This window comes from Caldimonas mangrovi (assembly GCF_023721835.1).
Lineage (GTDB): Bacteria > Pseudomonadota > Gammaproteobacteria > Burkholderiales > Burkholderiaceae_C > Caldimonas > Caldimonas mangrovi.
In genome coordinates this window covers 28,639-45,280 of sequence record NZ_JAMKFE010000002.1, presented here as the reverse complement: position 1 = coordinate 45,280, position 16,642 = coordinate 28,639, and the positions used below count along the sequence as shown (strand labels likewise).

The following is a 16,642-nucleotide window of genomic DNA, read 5'->3' as shown; positions in this document are numbered from 1 at the left end:
CGGGGAGAGAAAAGCCCGATGAAACTCGTGATATTCGATCTCGATGACACGCTCATCAACTTCGCGCTGACGCGCCAGACGGCTCATGTCCTGCTGGCCGAGCTGGTGACGCGCGAAGGCATCGACGCCGAGGCCTACCTGGCGGCCTGCACGCAGGTGGACCGGCCGCTCTTCTCGCTGTTCGAGCAGGGCAAGCTGAGCCGGCAGGAGTACCGCATACGACGGTTCAGCGACCCTTTCGGTGTGCTCGGCCTGCCTGCGCCGCAGGCACTGGTCGAGCAGCTCAACCGGTGTTTCATGGACTGCGTCAACGATCGTCCGCATCTGTACGAGGACGTGTTGCCGGTGCTGGGCAGCTTGCGCAAGCGGGGTATCCGGACGGCGGTGCTGACCAACGGGCCCTCGGATGGTCAACGCAGAAAGCTCAAGGCCACCGGGTTGGCCGACATCGTCGAACATGTCGCCATCGGTGAAGAAGTCGGCGTCAGCAAGCCGTGGCCGCAAGCCTTCCTGTCCGTCGTCACCGCGTTCTCGATCGACCCCGCCGAGGCGCTCATGGTCGGTGACTCGCCCGAACTGGATTACGACGCTGCGCTCAACGCCGGCCTGATGGCGCGGCTGCTGGACCGCGACGGACGCCACCTGGACAGCGGCCGCGCCTGTGTCCGTTCGCTGCAGGGGGTGCTGCCGGTTTGAGCCGTCAGCCGTGGCCCGCGCCAAGCGCTTCCAGGCCGCGCACCAACTGCATCACGTCGGCCGCACGCGTGTAGAGCGCCGGCGTAACCCGTACGACGTCCCCGGCAGCCGGGCCGTCGCGGCGCACCGTGAACACGCCGTGCCGGTCGCGCAAGGTGGCCACGATGGCATCGTTGTCGGCCGCCGAGGTCTTGCCATCCAGGCGGAACGCGGTGATGCCGGCCACCATCGTCGGGTCGTCCGGCGTCAGCACCGCCAGCCCCGGCAGGCGGCGCGCCGGCTCGACCCACAGCGAACGCAGATGGCGCAGGCGCGCGCCTTTCGCAGCGGCGCTGATGCGGCGGTGCAGTTCCAGCGCAGCCGGCAGCGTCAGCCAGGCCGCGAAGTTCGGCGAGCCGGTATGGATGCGCGAGCGGATGTCGTCCTCGGCATGGTCGCGGTCGCCGAAGTACCGGTCGATCGCGCCGACCTCGCCGCGCTTGATGTACAGGCAGCCGCAGCCCAACGGGGCCGCCACCCACTTGTGCAGGTTGAAGCCGACGAACGAGACGCCGAGATCCTGTGGCCGGAAGTCGACCTGGCCCCACGAGTGCGCTGCGTCGACGATGGTCTCGGCGCCGGCCGCGCGCGCCATCTCGGCGATCTCCCGCACCGGCATCATCAACCCTGTGCTGTGGCTCAGGTGCGTCAGCAGCAGCAGTCGCGTGCGCGGGTGGCGGCGCAGTTGTTCTTCATAGGCGGCGAGCACGTTCTCGCGCGTCGCCGGTTCCGGGATAGAAAAGCACACCGGCTCGACGCCGCGCCGCTCGTGCAGCCAGGCCATCGCATGGCGCATCGCCGGGTAGTCGAGATCGCTGTAAAGCACCGTGTCGCCGGGACGCAGCCGCCGGTAGCCGCCGATCAGCGCGAGCATCGCCTCGGTCGCGCCGCGCGTCAGCACGATCTCGTCGGCCTCGCACCCGAGCGCCGCGGCGACTTCGGCACGCAGCGCTTCGACGGCACGCGCCCAGCGCTCGCGCACCCACAGGCTATTCTCGTGATTGATGCGCTCGGTCCACCAGGCGTACATCGACTTCACCGGCTCGGGCATCGCGCCCCAATAGCCGTTCTCGAGGTTCACCAGGCGGTCGCTGACATGGTAGAGCGCGCGGACTCGTTCCCAGTACGCGTCGTCACCCGAGGCGTTCGCCGAGGGGGTGGGCAGGGACACCAGCGCTTGCTCGAAGGCGGGCGTCCGATACTGCAGGTCGTCCATCTCGAGTTCCCTCGTCATCCGTGCGGACCTGTCATCGTCCGCCGTTGGTGACCCGCATCAACTCGAAACGCTCTCGAATGTTGAAGGTCGAGGCCCCCCGGTTGCCAGTGCTGCGCGTACTGACCTCGAACAAGACCGGGCGACGCAGCGCTGTCGAATACCACAACTTGGCCTGATAGCGTCCGGAAGCGAACTCGTCTCGCGTCAAGTAGCCCTCCAAGGCGTACGCCACCGCGTCGAACTCTCCCGCGGCCACGCGGATCCGACTGTTGCCGAGGTGGCGGACCTTCAAACGGTACGCCGCCTTGGTGCCACCACGCTCGTTCACGTATCGCTCGTGCCAGACTGCTCCAGCCTGGTACGTGCTACGGTCCCATCCCTGTTCAGTCGTCAGGAGATCGAGTTCGCCGCCCTGCGGCTCGTTCTTCGACAGCAGCCCCCCGTTGCCGGACTCAATGCGCCGGCCCTCATTGAAGATCAGCCGGCCCCCCTGCAGGCTGTCGAGCCGGAAGATCACTGTCTGCGATGTGTCGGTGAGCTGCTCTGTCAATCGATATTCGAGCGTGTCACCAGGGCGCAACTCGGCAACCGTTGCCTGGGCCTGTTGGGGCACTGAGACGGCGGCCACCGGCGCAACGGACACCGGCCCGGGCGTCGATGCAGTGAGGTGCCGGGCAGGAAGCTCGGCAATCCAGCCGGCAGGCATCGCAAGGCTGAGGTTCTGGGCGTCCTTGGCCGAAGCGGCCATGACACCGATCAGCCGGCCCTGCACGTCGAACAGCCCGCCACCGCCTGGAGCGCTGGATGCCGTGGTCTGGACTGCTGCCAGGCGTCCCTCGGTCCTGCGCACGCCGGAGACGATACCGTCGCTCATGGTGTTTTCCAGCCCCTCGGCATTGCCGATCACGTACGCGCGCGCACCGACGCGCAGGCTGTCGGGCGGAGCGAGTGCTATAGACGGGGCCGCCAGATTGGGGACGTGCAACTGGCACAAGTCGCGCGGCCTGTCGACATACTGCACCTCGGCTTCGATCTGAACGTTCTCTCGCCGCAGCAGCACCTTGTTGCCCGACTCGATGAAACGGCAGTTGACCACCGCCTTTTCACGGTCAACCACGATCGCGGTGCCCTGTTTCAAGGGTTTCGACTGGCGGTCTGTGGTCATGACCGCCCAGACGCTCGGCGAGACTTTCTCGAACAGTTGGACCGGCTCCAGGGCCTGAGCCGCCTCTGCGGGCAGAGCCACCGCGGTCCCCAGAACCATGCCCAGCGCCAACACGCCGCGCACCGACTTCCCGCCTGCTTTTTCCACAACCCACCTCCAGTGAGCCGGGAATCTAGCACGCGGCGAATCGGTGCCGGTCCACTCACTCAGGTGGTTGCCCCTCAAGTCACGGGCGCCGGATTGAACAACACCAGCGCGTTGTGCAGCTTCCAGCGCTCGGCCCAGGTCTTGCGGCCGCTGGCCACATCGAGCATCAGGTGGAACAGCTCCCAGCCGACGTCCTCGATGCTGGCCTCGCCGTCGGCGATGCGCCCGGCATTGACATCCATCAGGTCGTGCCAGCGCCGCGCCAGGTCGGTGCGGGTCGCCACCTTGATCACCGGGCACTGGGCCAGGCCGTACGGCGTGCCGCGGCCGGTGGTGAAAATGTGGAGATTCATGCCGGCGGCCAGCTGCAGCGTGCCGCAAATGAAATCGCTGGCGGGCGTCGCCGCATAGACGAGGCCGCGGCTTTTCAGCTTCTCGCCCGGCGGCAGCACCGCCGAGATCGGCGCGCTGCCGGACTTCACGATGGAGCCCATCGCCTTTTCGACGATGTTGGACAACCCGCCCTTCTTGTTGCCCGGTGTCGTGTTGGCGCTGCGATCGACCTGCCCGCGCTGCAGGTAGGCGTCGTACCAGGCCATCTCGCGCACCATGGCTTCGGCCACCTCCGGCGTGCTCGCGCGTGCGGTCAACTGGTCGATCGCGTCGCGCACTTCCGTCACCTCGGAGAACATCACCGTCGCCCCGGCGCGCACCAGCAGGTCGGTCGCATAGCCGACAGCCGGGTTGGCGGTCACGCCCGAGAACGCGTCGCTGCCGCCGCACTGCACGCCCACCACCAGCTCCGAGGCGGGGCAGGTCTCGCGGCGTCGCGCGTTCAGCCTTTCCAGGTGCGACCGTGCCTGCCGCACGATGGAGTCGATCATCGACATGAAACCGACATGCGCTTCGTCTTGCAGGCAGACGACGTCCAGTCCGGGTTCCTCGCCGCGCAGGTCGCGGATCGGCAGCGAACCGGGTGGCAGCAGCCGCTCGGGTTGCAGCTTTTCGCAACCCAGACTGACCACCATCACCTCGCCGCCGAAATTGGGGTTGAGGCTCAGATGGCGCAGCGTGCGAATCGGCACCACCGCATCCGGTGCGTCGATGGCAACGCCGCAGCCGTAGCTGTGTTCCAGGCCGACGACGTCGTCGACGTTGGGGTACTGCGGCAGCAGCTCGGCCTTGATGCGCCGCACCGCCACGTCGACGACGCCGGCCACGCATTGCACCGTGGTCGTGATAGCGAGGATGTTGCGCGTGCCGACCGAGCCGTCGGCGTTGCGGTAGCCCTCGAAGGTGTAGCCCGGCAGCGGCGGCAGCGGCTGCGCGGCACGGTTGGCCATCGGCAGCGCGTCGAGCGAGCGTGCCGCGGGCATCTGAAGCAGGCGCTCGTGCACCCAGCTGCCGGCCGGGATGTCACGCACCGCATAACCGATCGGCACGTCGTAGCGGCGCACCGCAGCCCCCGCGGGCAGGTCGACCAGCGCCACCTTGTGGCCTTGCGGCACCGGCTCGCGCAGCGCCAAACCGCAGGGGAAGACCGTGCCGGCCGGCAGGCCGCCGTCGTTGGCCACGATCGCGACGTTGTCGCGCTCGTGCATGCGGATGTACAGCGGCGCCTGGGGCGTCATGGCTTGACGTTGCCCTCCTTGACGATGCGAGTCCACTTGGTGATCTCCTGGCGGCCGAACTCGGCAAACTGCTGCGGGCTGTTGGGCGTGTGCTCCAGACCCAGGCCTTCCATCTTGGCCTTCATCTCGGGCGTCGCGATGATCTTCTCGACCTCGGCGTTCATCCGCTGCACGATGGCCGGCGGCGTGCCGGCGGGTGCATAGAGCGCCTGCCAACTCGCGACGTCGAAGCCGGGCACGCCGGCTTCCTGCAGTGTCGGCACGTCGGGCATCACCGGGCTGCGCTTGGCGGACGTCACCGCCAGGGCGCGCACTCGCCCGCTCTGCACATGCGGCAGCGCCACGGTCACCGTCTCGAAGCTCATCGGGATCTGCCCGCCGATCACGTCCTGCACCGCCGGCGCGCTGCCCTTGTACGGCACGTGCGTCAGCTCGGCCTTGGCGAGCAGTCGGAAGGTCTCGCCGGACATGTGCTGCGAGCTGCCCTGCCCTGCCGACGCGAACGGCAGCCCGCCGGGCTGCGCCTTGGCAGCCGCGATGACGTCCTGCACGCTCTTGTACGGCTGGCCGGCCCCGACCAGCAGCACGTTGGAGATGCTGCCGAGCAGGATCACCGGCGCGAAGTCCTTGCCCGCGTCGTACGGCATCTTGGGCTGCAGCGCCGGGTTGATCGCGTGGCTGGCGATGGTGCCGAGCAGGAAGGTGTAGCCGTCGGGTGCCGACTTCGCGACGCTGTCGGCGCCGATCACGCCGCCGGCGCCGGCCTTGTTCTCGATCAGCACGGTCTGCTTCAGCACGCTCTGGAGCTTCTCGCCGAGCGCGCGCGCCAGGATGTCCGAGGTGCCCCCGGCCGCGAACGGCACGACGATACGCACCGGTTTGGACGGCCAGGTGTCCTGCGCTTGCAGTGTGAACGGCGCAGCGGCGAGCGCAAGCAGGGTGACGAGGTGGCGGCGTTGGATCTTCACGGTTCTGTCTCCTTCTTCTCTACAGGCCCAGCAGGCGAGGCAACCAGAGCGACAGCCACGGCAGGTACGTGACCATCACCAGCACGATGATCAGGGCCGTGAAGAAGGGCATCATCGCCTTCGTCACCACGCCGATCTTGAGTTTGGCCACCGCGCTGCCGACGAAGAGCACGGTGCCGACCGGCGGCGTGATCAGGCCGATGCCCAGGTTGACCATCATGATCATCCCGAAGTGCACCGGGTCGACGCCGAGCATCTTGACCACCGGCAGCAGGATGGGCGTGCAGATCAGGATCAGCGGGGACATGTCCATCAAGGTGCCGAGCACGAGCAGCATCACGTTGATCATCATCAGGATCACGTACTTGTTGTCCGACACGCTGGTGAAGAACTCGGTCACCTTCAGCGGAATCTGCATCAGCGTCATCAGGTAGCCGAAGCAGGCGGCGAAGCCGATCAGGATCATCACGACCGTCACAGTCTTCACCGTGCGGTGCACCAGCTTGGGCAGGTCGCGCCAGCGGTAGTCGCGGTACACGAACATCGTCACGAAGAAGGCCCACAGCACCGCGATCGACGCCGACTCGTTGGCGGTGAACACGCCCGAGAGAATGCCGCCGAGGATGATGACCATGGTCATCAGGCCCCACATCGCCTCGCCGCAGATCTTCAACGCCTGTCGCAGCGGGATGACCTCACCCTTCGGGTAGTCGTTCTTGCGCGCAATGAACAGACACAACGCCGCAAGCGTCAGGCCCATCAGCAGCCCCGGCAGCACGCCGGCCATGAACAGCGCCGCGATGGACACGGTGCCGCCGGCGGCGAGGGAGTACAGCACCGCGTTGTGGCTCGGCGGGATCAGGATGGCCTGCACCGAGCCGCTGACGGTGACGGCCGCGGCAAACGAGCGGGGGTAGCCGCGCTTTTCCATTTCGGGGATCAGCACCGTGCCGACCGACGCGGTGTCGGCCACCGACGAGCCCGAGATCGCGCCGAAGAAGGTGGAGGCGAGGATGTTGACGAGAGACAACCCGCCGCGAATGAAACCGACCAGCACGCCGGCAAATGCAACCAGCCGCCGAGCCATGCCGCCTTCGGCCATGATCGCGCCGGCCAGCACGAAGAAGGGAATCGCCAGCAGCGAGAACTTGTTGACCCCCGCCGCAAGCTGGATCATCACCGCATCGAGGGGAATGTCGATCCACAACGCGCCGATCAGCGATGCCAGCCCCAGCGAGTAGGCGACCGGAACGCCGATGATCATCAGCACGAAAAAGCTGCCGAGCAGCACGAAGGCGTCCATCAGCGGGCTCCCTCTGCCGCCTCGGCAGCGCGTTGTTCTTCATAGCGCACCACGGGGCGCTCGGCCTGCGAGCCGAACACCACGCGCTCCAGCACGAACAGCAGCGTCAACGCGCTGCCGATCGGGATCGGTGCATAGGTCACACCGACCGGCAACCACGGCAGTTCGCTGATCGGCTGGCTCATCGTCGCCAGGCACAGCCGCCCGCCGTAGCCTGCAACGAACAGGCACGCCAGCACCATCAAGAGGTCGCACAGGCGCGCGACCAGCCCGCACAGCGCCGGCGGCAGCCGATCGGTCAGCATCGTCACAGCGATGTGGCACCCGGCCCGGTAGGCCGCGGCCGCGCCGATGAAGGTGAACACCATCATCAGCAGGATCGCGATCGGCTCCGGCCACTGGGAGCCGGTGCCGAGCACGTAGCGCGTGAACACCCCCCAGGGAATGATCACCGACATCAGGAAGATCGCCACGCCCGCCGTCCACACGGCGGCCAGGTACACGCGGTCGAGCGCACGAACGAGCGGGTGGTCCATTGCGGAGTGGCCTCTTTCAGCGCACGGCTTCGATGCGTTTCATCAGGTCGGCGAACTGTGCACCGTACTTCGCGCGCACCGGTGCCGTGGCCTCGACGAACGGCTTGTTGTCGATCTCGATGAACTCGACGCCGGCGGCCTTCAGCTTGGCCGTGTGCTCGGCGACGCTCTTGTCCCACAGCGCGCGCTGTTCCATCTGCGCTTCGCGAGCCAGTTTCTTCATCAGCGCCTGGTCGTCCTTCGAGAGCTTGTCCCAGGTGACCTTCGACATGACGAACAGCTCGGGGATCATCAGGTGCCGCGTCTGCGTGTAGTACTTGGCGCCGGTGTTGTAGTGGTTGGACGTGAAGTAGCTCGGCTCGTTGTTCTCGGCGCCGTCCACGACGTTCGTCTGCAGGGCCGTGAACACCTCGCCGTAGCCCATCGAGATGCCGTTGCCGCCCATCGCATTCATCGTGTCGACGAACAGCGGGTTGCCCATCATGCGCACCTTCAGCCCCTTCAAATCGGCCGGGCTGCGCACCGGCTTCTTCGTGTAGAGACTGCGCGTGCCGCCGTCCATCCAGCCCAGGGCGACCAGGCGTGCCGAGGACGCGCTCACCTTGTCGAGCATCTCCTGCCCGATCGGGCCGTCGAGCACCGCACGCATGTGCGCGACGTCCCTGAACACGAAAGGCATGTTGAAGACATTCACCTCGGGCACCACCGTGCCGACCGGGCCGAGCGAAGTGCGCAGCAACTGGATCGCGCCGATCTGGGTCTGCTCGATCATCTCTTTCTCGCCGCCCAGCACGCTGCCCGGGAACATTTGGAACTTGATGCGGCCCTGGGTGGCGGCCTGCATCTTCTTGCCCATGTTCTCGACCGCAACCACGGTCGGATAGCCGGCCGGGTGCACGTCGGCGGCCTTCAGGGTCATGTTGTCCTGCGCGGCGGCCAACATCGGTGCGGACGCAGCGAACAGGCCGCAGGCAGCCGCGGCAAGCATCTGGCGACGGATCTTCATTTCTTGTCTCCGGTGGTGATGTATCTGGAAGGCGGTTTCAGCAGCGGCAGGCCGCTTCGGGCAGGCCTTGTGCGCCGGGGTCGAACACGAACACGGCACCGGCGAGCTCGGCCTCGTGAGGAGCGGGCTGGGCAGGCCGGATCGACGTCACGAACATCAGGTTCATGCCAGGACCGCCGAAGGCGCACATCGACGGTTTGCTGACCGGCACCGCGATCGAACGGTCGAGCCGTCCTCCGGGCGTGAAGCGATGTACCAGGCCGGCGTCGTTGGCACAGATCCAGTAGCAGCCTTCGGCATCGACCGCGGCCCCGTCGGGGCGGCCTGGGTGCGCAGTCATGTCGACGAACTCGCGCCGATGGCCGGGACGGCCCTGGTCGTCGAGGTCGAACGCCCAGATGCGCTGCACCGAGGGGTGCGAATCGGACAGGTACATCGTGTGGCCGTCCGGGCTGAAGGCCAGACCGTTGGGCGTGATCAGATCGTCGACCAGCGGCCGGGACAGGCCGTTCGCGTCGTAGCGGTACAAGCGCCCCGCCGGCGAGGCGAGCGACATGTCGCGCACCATGGTGCCGGCCCAGAATCGCCCGGAACGATCGCAGCGGCCGTCGTTGAAGCGCATGCCGTCGCGGGCATGCGCCACATCGACCAAGCGAGCGGCCTCGACCTCGCCGCCCACCTGCAGCCGCACCGCGAACAGACCGGTCTCCATGGCCGCCAGCAGCCCGCCACCGGCCTGCAACGCGATGCAGCCGACGCGCTCGGCGCACGCCCACGAGCGAACCTGCCCGGTGGTCCAGTCGAAACGCCGAATGGCACGGCCCTCGATGTCGACCCAGTAGAGCGCCTGCTCGGCGACCGACCACAGCGGGCTTTCGCCGACCGCGTCGCGCGTCTCGCACAACAAGTCCATCGCTGCGGGCCTCACTCCAGCGGACCGGTGCGCACGAAAGCGCCGCCCTGATAGATCACCGCAGGATCGCGCAGGTCCAGCGTCGGCTGTCGCGCCTCGACGGCGGCACGGAAGGGCTCCGAGCTGTCCTGCGGCACATAGCCCAGGTGGGCCGCACGGGTGTTGTCCCACCATTTGGTGCGGTTGTCGGAGATGCCGTAGATCACGCTGTGGCCGACGATCGGCGCCGTGAGGCAGGCAACGACCAGCCGCTCGAGGTCGTCGAAGCTCATCCAGGTGGCGAGCATGCGGCGGTCTTTCGGCTCGGGGAAGGACGAGCCGATACGCAGGCAGGCGGTCTCGATGCCGTAGCGGTCGAAGTAGAAGCGCGACAGGTTCTCGCCGAACGCCTTGCTGACCCCATAGAGGCCGTCGGGACGCATCGGCGCATCCGTATCGATCACCTCGTCCTGGCGGTAGAAGCCGGTGACATGGTTGGAGCTGGCGAAGACGATGCGCTTGACGCCGTGGATGCGGGCCGCTTCATACAGATTGAAGACGCCGACGATGTTGGCCTGCAGGATGGGGTCGAACGGCGTTTCCACCGACACCCCGCCCAGGTGCACGACCGCATCGACGCCCTTCAGCAAGTCCGCGACGGCGGAGCGGTCTTCCAGCCGTACCGGCTGCATTTCTTCGCCCGGAGAGGCGCCCCCCAGGTCCGCGATGTCGCTGAGGCGCAGCGTGTCGCAATAGCGCTTCAGGCGCGGGCGCAGTTCACGACCCAGACCACCGGCAGCGCCGGTCAGCAACAGGCGCGAGAAGCGCAATGGGGAAACGGGTGCAGGAAAGGTCATGACGGTTTCAGCGTGAGCGGCTTGGTGGCGGCAGGTGGATTTGCTACAGTGCGGGCACCATTCGCGTTGTATGTCATCTGTTGTCGTACAACAATGGTCGCCTTGTAGGCGGCCAAAGTCAACAAGCCTTGATCAGGGATTACCCCAGCTTCCGATGAACATGCTGCCTGCCGTCCGCCGTCCCCGCACCCTGGCTGTCGGTGTCGTGGAGACGCTGAGCCAGCGCATTCGCGAAGGCAGTCTGCGCGCCGGCGACAAGCTGCCGACCGAAGCGGAGATCATGGAAGAGTTCGGCGTCAGCCGCACCGTGGTGCGCGAGGCGATTTCCAAGCTGCAGGCCGCCGGCCTGGTACGCACCCGGCACGGCGTGGGCACCTTCGTCGTCGGCGTCGTCGATGCCCCCACTTTCCGCATCGACCCGGAACAGCTGGCCACCGTGCGGGACGTGATCGCGGTGCTGGAACTGCGCATCAGCCTGGAAACGGAAGCCGCAGCGCTCGCCGCGGTGCGCCGCACCGAAGAGAACCTGCAGGTGATGCGTGATGCGCTGCAGGCGTTCAGCCAGCAACTCGACACCGACGGCGACACCGTCGGTCACGACTTCCGCTTCCATCTGGAGATCGCCCGCGCCACGCAGAACCCGCACTTCGGCGAGTTGATGAGCTACGTCGGCACGATGCTGATCCCCCGTTCACGGGTGAACACCGCGCGCGTGGCCGACACCGAGCGGCACGAGTATCTGCGCCGCGTCAACGGCGAGCACGAAAACATCTACAGCGCCATCGCCAACCAGGATCCCGAGGCTGCGCGCGCGGCGATGCGCACCCACCTGTCCAATAGCCGCGAACGCCTGCGTCGCGCGCAAAGCAACGCGCACTGATCGAAGCGTCCACCGGCCGCGCGCCGACCTGCGGCCCGCCCGTCACCGCGCGAGGACAGCAACCATGGAGTTGCGTCTTGCATTTCGTCGCCTCCAGTTGTACGATGACTGACAACAGGACGGGATTGCTGGTGGTACCCGTCGCCCGGGCCACGGCCCCTGTCACAGGAGACTCACTCACATGTCGCATCGTCGTTCTTCTCGCCGTTTCTGGCTCGCCGGTCTCGCTGCGTTGCTGGCCGGCCCATGGGCCGGCTCGGCTCTCGCGCAGGCAAAGGACTGGCCGTCGCGCCCGCTGCGCATTGTGGTGCCCTACCCGCCAGGCGGTTCGTCGGACGCCATCGCCCGCCTGATCAGCCAGCCGCTGTCGCAGGCACTGAAGCAGCCGGTCATCATCGAGAACCGCGCCGGCGCCAACGGCAACCTCGGCGCGGCAGAGGCCGTGAAGGCCGACGACGGGCACACCGTGCTGCTGTGCGACGTGGGTGCGCTGGCCATCAGCCCGTCCGTCTACAAGAAGCTCAGCTTCGATCCGTCCAAGGATCTGCAAGCCGTGACGATGCTCGCCTACTCGCCCCACCTGCTGGTGGTTCACCCGTCGGTGCCGGTCAACAACCTGCAGGAGCTGGTGGCGCTGTCGAAGAACAAGCCGCTCAACTTTGCCGTCACCGCCATCGGCAGCGCCCCGCATCTCGCCGGTGTGTCGGTCGAACGGGCCACCAGCGCCCACTGGCAGTACGTGCCCTACAAGGGCGGTGCGCAGGCTATCGCCGACACGATCGGCGGGCAGGCCGACGTGTTGATGAACGGCATGCTGGCCACCTGGCCTCATGTGCAAAGCGGCAAGCTCAAGTTGCTGGGCGTTTCGAAGCGCACGCGCATGGCGCTGATCCCCGACGTCCCGACGATCGCCGAACTGGGCGTGCCGAACTTCGAGTCGGGCACCTGGCAGGGCGTCATGGCGCCCCGCAGCATGCCGGCGGCAGTCGTGCAACGGCTGCACCAGGAGCTGGTGCAGGTGATCCGCTCACCCGAGGTGCGATCCAAGCTCGTCGCCCAGGGGGCCGAGGTGGTGACGATGACGCCGCCCGAACTCGGCAAGTTCTTCGAGACCGAGCGCGCCCGCTGGGCCACCGTCGTCAAGCAGGCGGACGTCCGTCTCGACTGACCGCTCTTTCCGCCCGAATCCCGTCTTTCTCCGCAGGACCTTTCCATGTCACCCCAAGACCTCCAGCAGATCATCTCGTCCGGCCTTCTGTCGTTCCCGCTGACCGACTTCGACGCCCAGGGCGAATTCGAGCCGCGCGGTTATGCGCAGCGTCTGGAATGGCTGGCGCCCTATGGCGCGACCGCGCTGTTCGCTGCCGGCGGCACCGGCGAATTCTTCTCGCTGGAGCCCGGCGAGTACTCCAAGGTCGTCCAGACCGCGGTGGACACCTGCCGCGGCAAGGTGCCCATCATCGCCGGCGCCGGCGGCGGCACCCGCCAGGCCATCGCCTATGCGCAAGAAGCGGAGCGCCTGGGTGCACAAGGTGTCCTGCTGCTGCCGCACTACCTGACCGAGGCCTCTGCCGACGGCGTGGCGGCGCACGTGGAAGCCGTCTGCCGTTCCGTCAAGATCGGCGTCATCGTCTACAACCGCGCCGTCTGCCGGCTGGGCCCGGCCCAGCTCGAGCCGCTGGCCGAGCGCTGCCCCAACCTGGTCGGCTTCAAGGACGGCATCGGCGACATCGAGATGATGGTCAACATCCGCGAGCGCCTGGGCGACCGTTTCGCTTACCTCGGCGGCCTGCCGACCGCCGAGGTCTACGCCGCGGCCTACAAGGCGCTGGGGGTGCCGGTGTATTCGTCGGCTGTCTTCAATTTCGTGCCGAAGATGGCAATGGACTTCTACGCCGCCGTCGCCAGCGACGACCGCGCAACGCAAAGCCGGTTGCTGCGCGAATTCTTCCTGCCCTATCTGGCGATCCGCAATCGCTGCGCGGGCTACGCCGTTAGCATCGTCAAGTCCGGCGCTGCCATCGTCGGCCGCGCTGCCGGCCCGGTCCGCACCCCGCTGACGGATCTGAAACCCGACGAGCGCGAGCAGCTGGCCGCACTGATCGCCAAGCTCGGCCCGCAATAAGCCAGGAGGCTCGACGATGAACGACAACACACTGCATCTGCATTACATCGGCGGCGCATGGGCCGAAGGCACCGGCACGATGGCCAACGTCAATCCGTCGGATCTCGCCGACACCATCGGTCACTACGCGGTGGGCGGCAAGGCGCATGTCGACCGTGCCGTGCAAGCCGCGCGCGCCGCGCTGCCGGCCTGGAGCACCGGCGGCATCCAGGCACGCGCCGACGCGCTGGACCGGATCGGCAGCGAGATCCTGGCCCGCAAGGAAGAACTCGGCGCCCTGCTGGCACGCGAGGAAGGCAAGACGCGGCCCGAAGCCGTCGGCGAGGTCGCCCGTGCCGGCAACATCTTCAAGTTCTTCGCCGGCGAGGCACTGCGCACGGCCGGCGAATTGCTGCCGTCGGTGCGTCCCGGCATCGGCGTCGAGATCACGCGCGAACCGATCGGCGTGGTCGGCCTGATCAGCCCGTGGAACTTCCCGATCGCGATTCCTGCCTGGAAGATCGCGCCGGCTCTGGCCTACGGCAACTGCGTGGTGTTCAAGCCGGCCGACCTGGTGCCCGGGAGCGCCTGGGCCCTGGCCGAGATCATCAGCCGCGCCGGGCTGCCTGCCGGCGTGTTCAACCTGGTGATGGGCGCCGGCCGTGAAGTGGGCCAGGCGCTGGTCGATCACCCGGGCATCGACGCCGTCAGCTTCACCGGCTCCGTCGGTGTCGGCCGGCAGGTCGCTGCAGCGTGCGTCGCGCGCGGCGCCAAGGTGCAACTCGAGATGGGCGGCAAGAACCCGCAGGTGGTGCTCGACGACGCCGATCTCGCCGTCGCGGTGGAGCTGTGCGCGCAAAGCGCGTTCTACTCGACCGGCCAGCGCTGCACGGCGTCCAGCCGCCTGATCGTCACCGAAGGCATCTACGGCCGCTTCGTCGACGCGCTGGCCGAACGCACACGCCGCATCAAGGTCGGGCACGCGCTGGCCGCAGGCGTGGACATGGGGCCGGTCGTCTCGGCCGCGCAACTCGAGCAGGACCAGCGCTACATCGAGATCGGTCAGCGCGAGGGCGCCCGGCTCGTGGCCGGCGGCGCTCGCGTCAACTGCGAAACCGAGGGCTACTACCTGGCGCCGACGCTGTTCGCCGACAGCACCCCGTCGATGAAGATCAATCGCGAGGAGATCTTCGGCCCGGTCGCCAGCGTGGTGCGCGTGAAGGACTACGACGAGGCGCTGGCGGTGGTCAACGACACCGAATTCGGTCTGTCGGCCGGCATCGCGACCACTTCGCTGAAGTACGCGACGCACTTCAAGCGCCACGCGCAGGCAGGCATGGTGATGGTCAACCTGCCGACCGCCGGCGTCGACTATCACGTGCCCTTCGGCGGCCGCAAGGGCTCGAGCTACGGCTCGCGAGAGCAGGGCCGTTACGCCGCCGAGTTCTACACGACGGTCAAGACCGCCTACACGCTGGCCTGACGGCTCTTCGCCAGGGCCATGCCTCTGACGAAAACCCTCGCACGCACCTCGGGGTGGACACACCGCCGCCGGGCAATGGCGCCACAATGCCGGGAACACCCGTCAGGAGGACCATGTCTGCCCCGAGCTTTCCCAGTGCGCGCTTCGACGACCCGGTCGCCGCGCTGCAGCGCGTCACCGAGATCTACGACCACGGCATCGCCCACCTGCGCGATGCCCTGCACCGCTTCGTGGGCGGCGCCGCCCCCGCCGCCCATGTGCGCGCGTACTACCCCTATGTACGGGTGCACACCGACACGGTCGCGCGCGCCGATTCGCGTCTCGCGTACGGCTTCGTTGCCGGCCCGGGCACCTATGAGACCACGCTGACGCGGCCCGAGCTGTTCGGTCATTACTACCGCCGCCAGTTCGAGTTGCTGCTGAAAAGTCACGGCGTGCCGCTCGAGATCGGCACCAGCTCGCAGCCGATTCCGCTGCATTTCTCGTTCGCTGAAGACGATCATCTCGAAGGCAGCCTGGCACGCGAGCGACGGCTGCTGATGCGCGACCTGTTCGACCTGCCCGACCTCGCGGCGATGGACGACGGCATCGCCAACGGCACTTACGAGCCGGGTTTCGGCGAGCCCCACCCACTGGCGCTGTTCACTGCGCCGCGTGTCGACTACTCGCTGCACCGGCTGCGCCACTACACGGGCACCGCACCCGACCACTTCCAGAACTTCGTGCTGTTCACGAACTACCAGTTCTACATCGACGAGTTCGTTCGCCTGGGCCGCGAGCTGATGGAGAAGGCCCCCGACCCGTCTGCCGATGACGACTACGTCGCCTTCGTCGAGCCCGGCAACGTGGTCACGCAGCGCGCGCACCTGGTGCCCGACGGCAATGAGCTGTCCGGCGTGCCGCCGGCGCGGCTGCCGCAGATGCCGGCCTATCATCTCGTTCGCAAGGACCGCACCGGCATCACGATGGTCAACATCGGCGTCGGCCCCAGCAACGCCAAGACCATCACCGACCATATTGCGGTGCTGCGTCCGCATGCGTGGATCATGCTCGGGCACTGCGCCGGCCTGCGCAACACGCAGCAGCTCGGTGACTACGTGCTGGCGCACGGCTATGTGCGCGAGGACCACGTGCTCGACGAAGATCTGCCGCTGTGGGTGCCGATCCCACCGCTGGCCGAAGTGCAGGTCGCGCTCGAACGCGCCGTGGAAGACATCACGCGGCTGCAAGGCTACGAGCTCAAGCGCATCATGCGCACCGGCACCGTCGCGTCGGTGGACAACCGCAACTGGGAGCTGCTGCCGCACCCGGGCCCCGAACGCCGCTTCAGCCAGAGCCGTGCCGTCGCGCTCGACATGGAATCGGCCACCATCGCCGCCAACGGATTCCGCTTTCGCGTGCCCTATGGCACCTTGCTGTGCGTCAGCGACAAGCCGCTGCACGGCGAGATCAAGCTGCCGGGCATGGCCAACCAGTTCTACCGCGAGCGCGTCGACCAGCACCTGCGCATCGGCATCCGCGCCGTCGAGATCCTGCGCCAGCAGCGGCTGGAACAACTGCACAGCCGCAAACTGCGCAGCTTCGCCGAGGTCGCGTTCCAGTAGAACGGCGGGGACCGGTCCGTGATGCAGTCGGCGTTGCGGCCCCGCGGGATGTGTCAAGCGTCGATGGCGGCGGCCGATATGCGAGCTATCGCTCGTGCGCGCAAGCGCCTCGCAT

General features: G+C 67.4%; 15 protein-coding genes. 6 read left to right on the top strand and 9 right to left on the bottom strand.

From position 1 onward, the window contains the following. The first annotated feature begins 18 nt into the window (after nucleotides 1-18). A complete protein-coding gene (locus tag M8A51_RS02785; RefSeq protein WP_251776607.1) occupies nucleotides 19-696 on the top strand; it encodes an HAD family hydrolase in 678 nt (225 codons plus the stop codon). 4 nt (nucleotides 697-700) lie between these two features. Here the strand turns inward: M8A51_RS02785 and M8A51_RS02780 are convergent, their stop codons facing one another. The 9 genes from M8A51_RS02780 to M8A51_RS02740 all read right to left on the bottom strand — a co-directional run bounded on the left by M8A51_RS02780 (nucleotide 701) and on the right by M8A51_RS02740 (nucleotide 10,456). Continuing rightward, nucleotides 701-1,969, bottom strand: coding sequence for an aminotransferase class V-fold PLP-dependent enzyme (locus tag M8A51_RS02780; protein ID WP_251776606.1), 1,269 nt, complete (start codon nucleotides 1,967-1,969; stop codon nucleotides 701-703). A gap of 13 nt (nucleotides 1,970-1,982) precedes the next feature. After that, the gene (locus M8A51_RS02775; RefSeq protein ID WP_251776605.1) at nucleotides 1,983-3,263 is read right to left on the bottom strand and encodes a trypsin-like peptidase domain-containing protein; all 1,281 of its coding nucleotides are present in this window, start codon (nucleotides 3,261-3,263) and stop codon (nucleotides 1,983-1,985) included. Between the two features lie 74 nt (nucleotides 3,264-3,337). Continuing rightward, a complete protein-coding gene (gene garD, locus M8A51_RS02770; protein ID WP_251776604.1) occupies nucleotides 3,338-4,894 on the bottom strand; it encodes a galactarate dehydratase in 1,557 nt (518 codons plus the stop codon). Beyond that, a complete protein-coding gene (locus tag M8A51_RS02765) occupies nucleotides 4,891-5,856 on the bottom strand; it encodes a tripartite tricarboxylate transporter substrate binding protein (RefSeq protein WP_407062204.1) in 966 nt (321 codons plus the stop codon). The genes garD and M8A51_RS02765 overlap by 4 nt, the downstream gene beginning before the upstream one ends. 25 nt (nucleotides 5,857-5,881) lie before the next feature. Continuing rightward, complete coding sequence (locus M8A51_RS02760; protein WP_251776602.1) at nucleotides 5,882-7,165, bottom strand: TRAP transporter large permease; 1,284 nt, start codon at nucleotides 7,163-7,165, stop codon at nucleotides 5,882-5,884. Continuing rightward, nucleotides 7,165-7,701: a TRAP transporter small permease gene (locus M8A51_RS02755; RefSeq protein WP_251776601.1), complete on the bottom strand. Its 537-nt coding sequence runs from the start codon at nucleotides 7,699-7,701 to the stop codon at nucleotides 7,165-7,167. Before M8A51_RS02755 ends, M8A51_RS02760 begins: the two co-directional genes overlap by 1 nt. 16 nt (nucleotides 7,702-7,717) lie before the next feature. Further along, nucleotides 7,718-8,707 carry a TRAP transporter substrate-binding protein gene (locus M8A51_RS02750; RefSeq protein ID WP_251776600.1) on the bottom strand — a complete coding sequence of 330 codons (990 nt, stop codon included), beginning with the start codon at nucleotides 8,705-8,707 and terminating at the stop codon, nucleotides 7,718-7,720. A gap of 37 nt (nucleotides 8,708-8,744) precedes the next feature. Next, nucleotides 8,745-9,620 (bottom strand): SMP-30/gluconolactonase/LRE family protein, encoded by an 876-nt coding sequence (locus M8A51_RS02745; protein ID WP_251776599.1) that lies wholly within the window; start codon nucleotides 9,618-9,620, stop codon nucleotides 8,745-8,747. 11 nt (nucleotides 9,621-9,631) lie between these two features. Further along, nucleotides 9,632-10,456, bottom strand: a complete 825-nt coding sequence (locus M8A51_RS02740) for an NAD-dependent epimerase/dehydratase family protein (protein ID WP_251776598.1) — start codon at nucleotides 10,454-10,456, stop codon at nucleotides 9,632-9,634. 154 nt (nucleotides 10,457-10,610) lie between these two features. Here M8A51_RS02740 and M8A51_RS02735 point away from each other — a divergent pair, with 154 nt between their 5' ends. From M8A51_RS02735 to M8A51_RS02715, 5 genes are all read left to right on the top strand, one after another. Further along, nucleotides 10,611-11,336 (top strand): FadR/GntR family transcriptional regulator, encoded by a 726-nt coding sequence (locus M8A51_RS02735; RefSeq protein WP_251776597.1) that lies wholly within the window; start codon nucleotides 10,611-10,613, stop codon nucleotides 11,334-11,336. Nucleotides 11,337-11,517: 181 nt separating this feature from the next. Continuing rightward, nucleotides 11,518-12,504, top strand: a complete 987-nt coding sequence (locus M8A51_RS02730; RefSeq protein ID WP_251776596.1) for a Bug family tripartite tricarboxylate transporter substrate binding protein — start codon at nucleotides 11,518-11,520, stop codon at nucleotides 12,502-12,504. A 45-nt stretch (nucleotides 12,505-12,549) separates the two neighbouring features. Next, nucleotides 12,550-13,461, top strand: coding sequence for a 5-dehydro-4-deoxyglucarate dehydratase (gene kdgD / locus M8A51_RS02725; RefSeq protein WP_251776595.1), 912 nt, complete (start codon nucleotides 12,550-12,552; stop codon nucleotides 13,459-13,461). Between the two features lie 16 nt (nucleotides 13,462-13,477). Beyond that, nucleotides 13,478-14,923 (top strand): aldehyde dehydrogenase family protein, encoded by a 1,446-nt coding sequence (locus M8A51_RS02720; RefSeq protein WP_259371831.1) that lies wholly within the window; start codon nucleotides 13,478-13,480, stop codon nucleotides 14,921-14,923. Between the two features lie 113 nt (nucleotides 14,924-15,036). Further along, complete coding sequence (locus tag M8A51_RS02715) at nucleotides 15,037-16,527, top strand: AMP nucleosidase (protein ID WP_251776594.1); 1,491 nt, start codon at nucleotides 15,037-15,039, stop codon at nucleotides 16,525-16,527. Nucleotides 16,528-16,642: the final 115 nt, after the last annotated feature.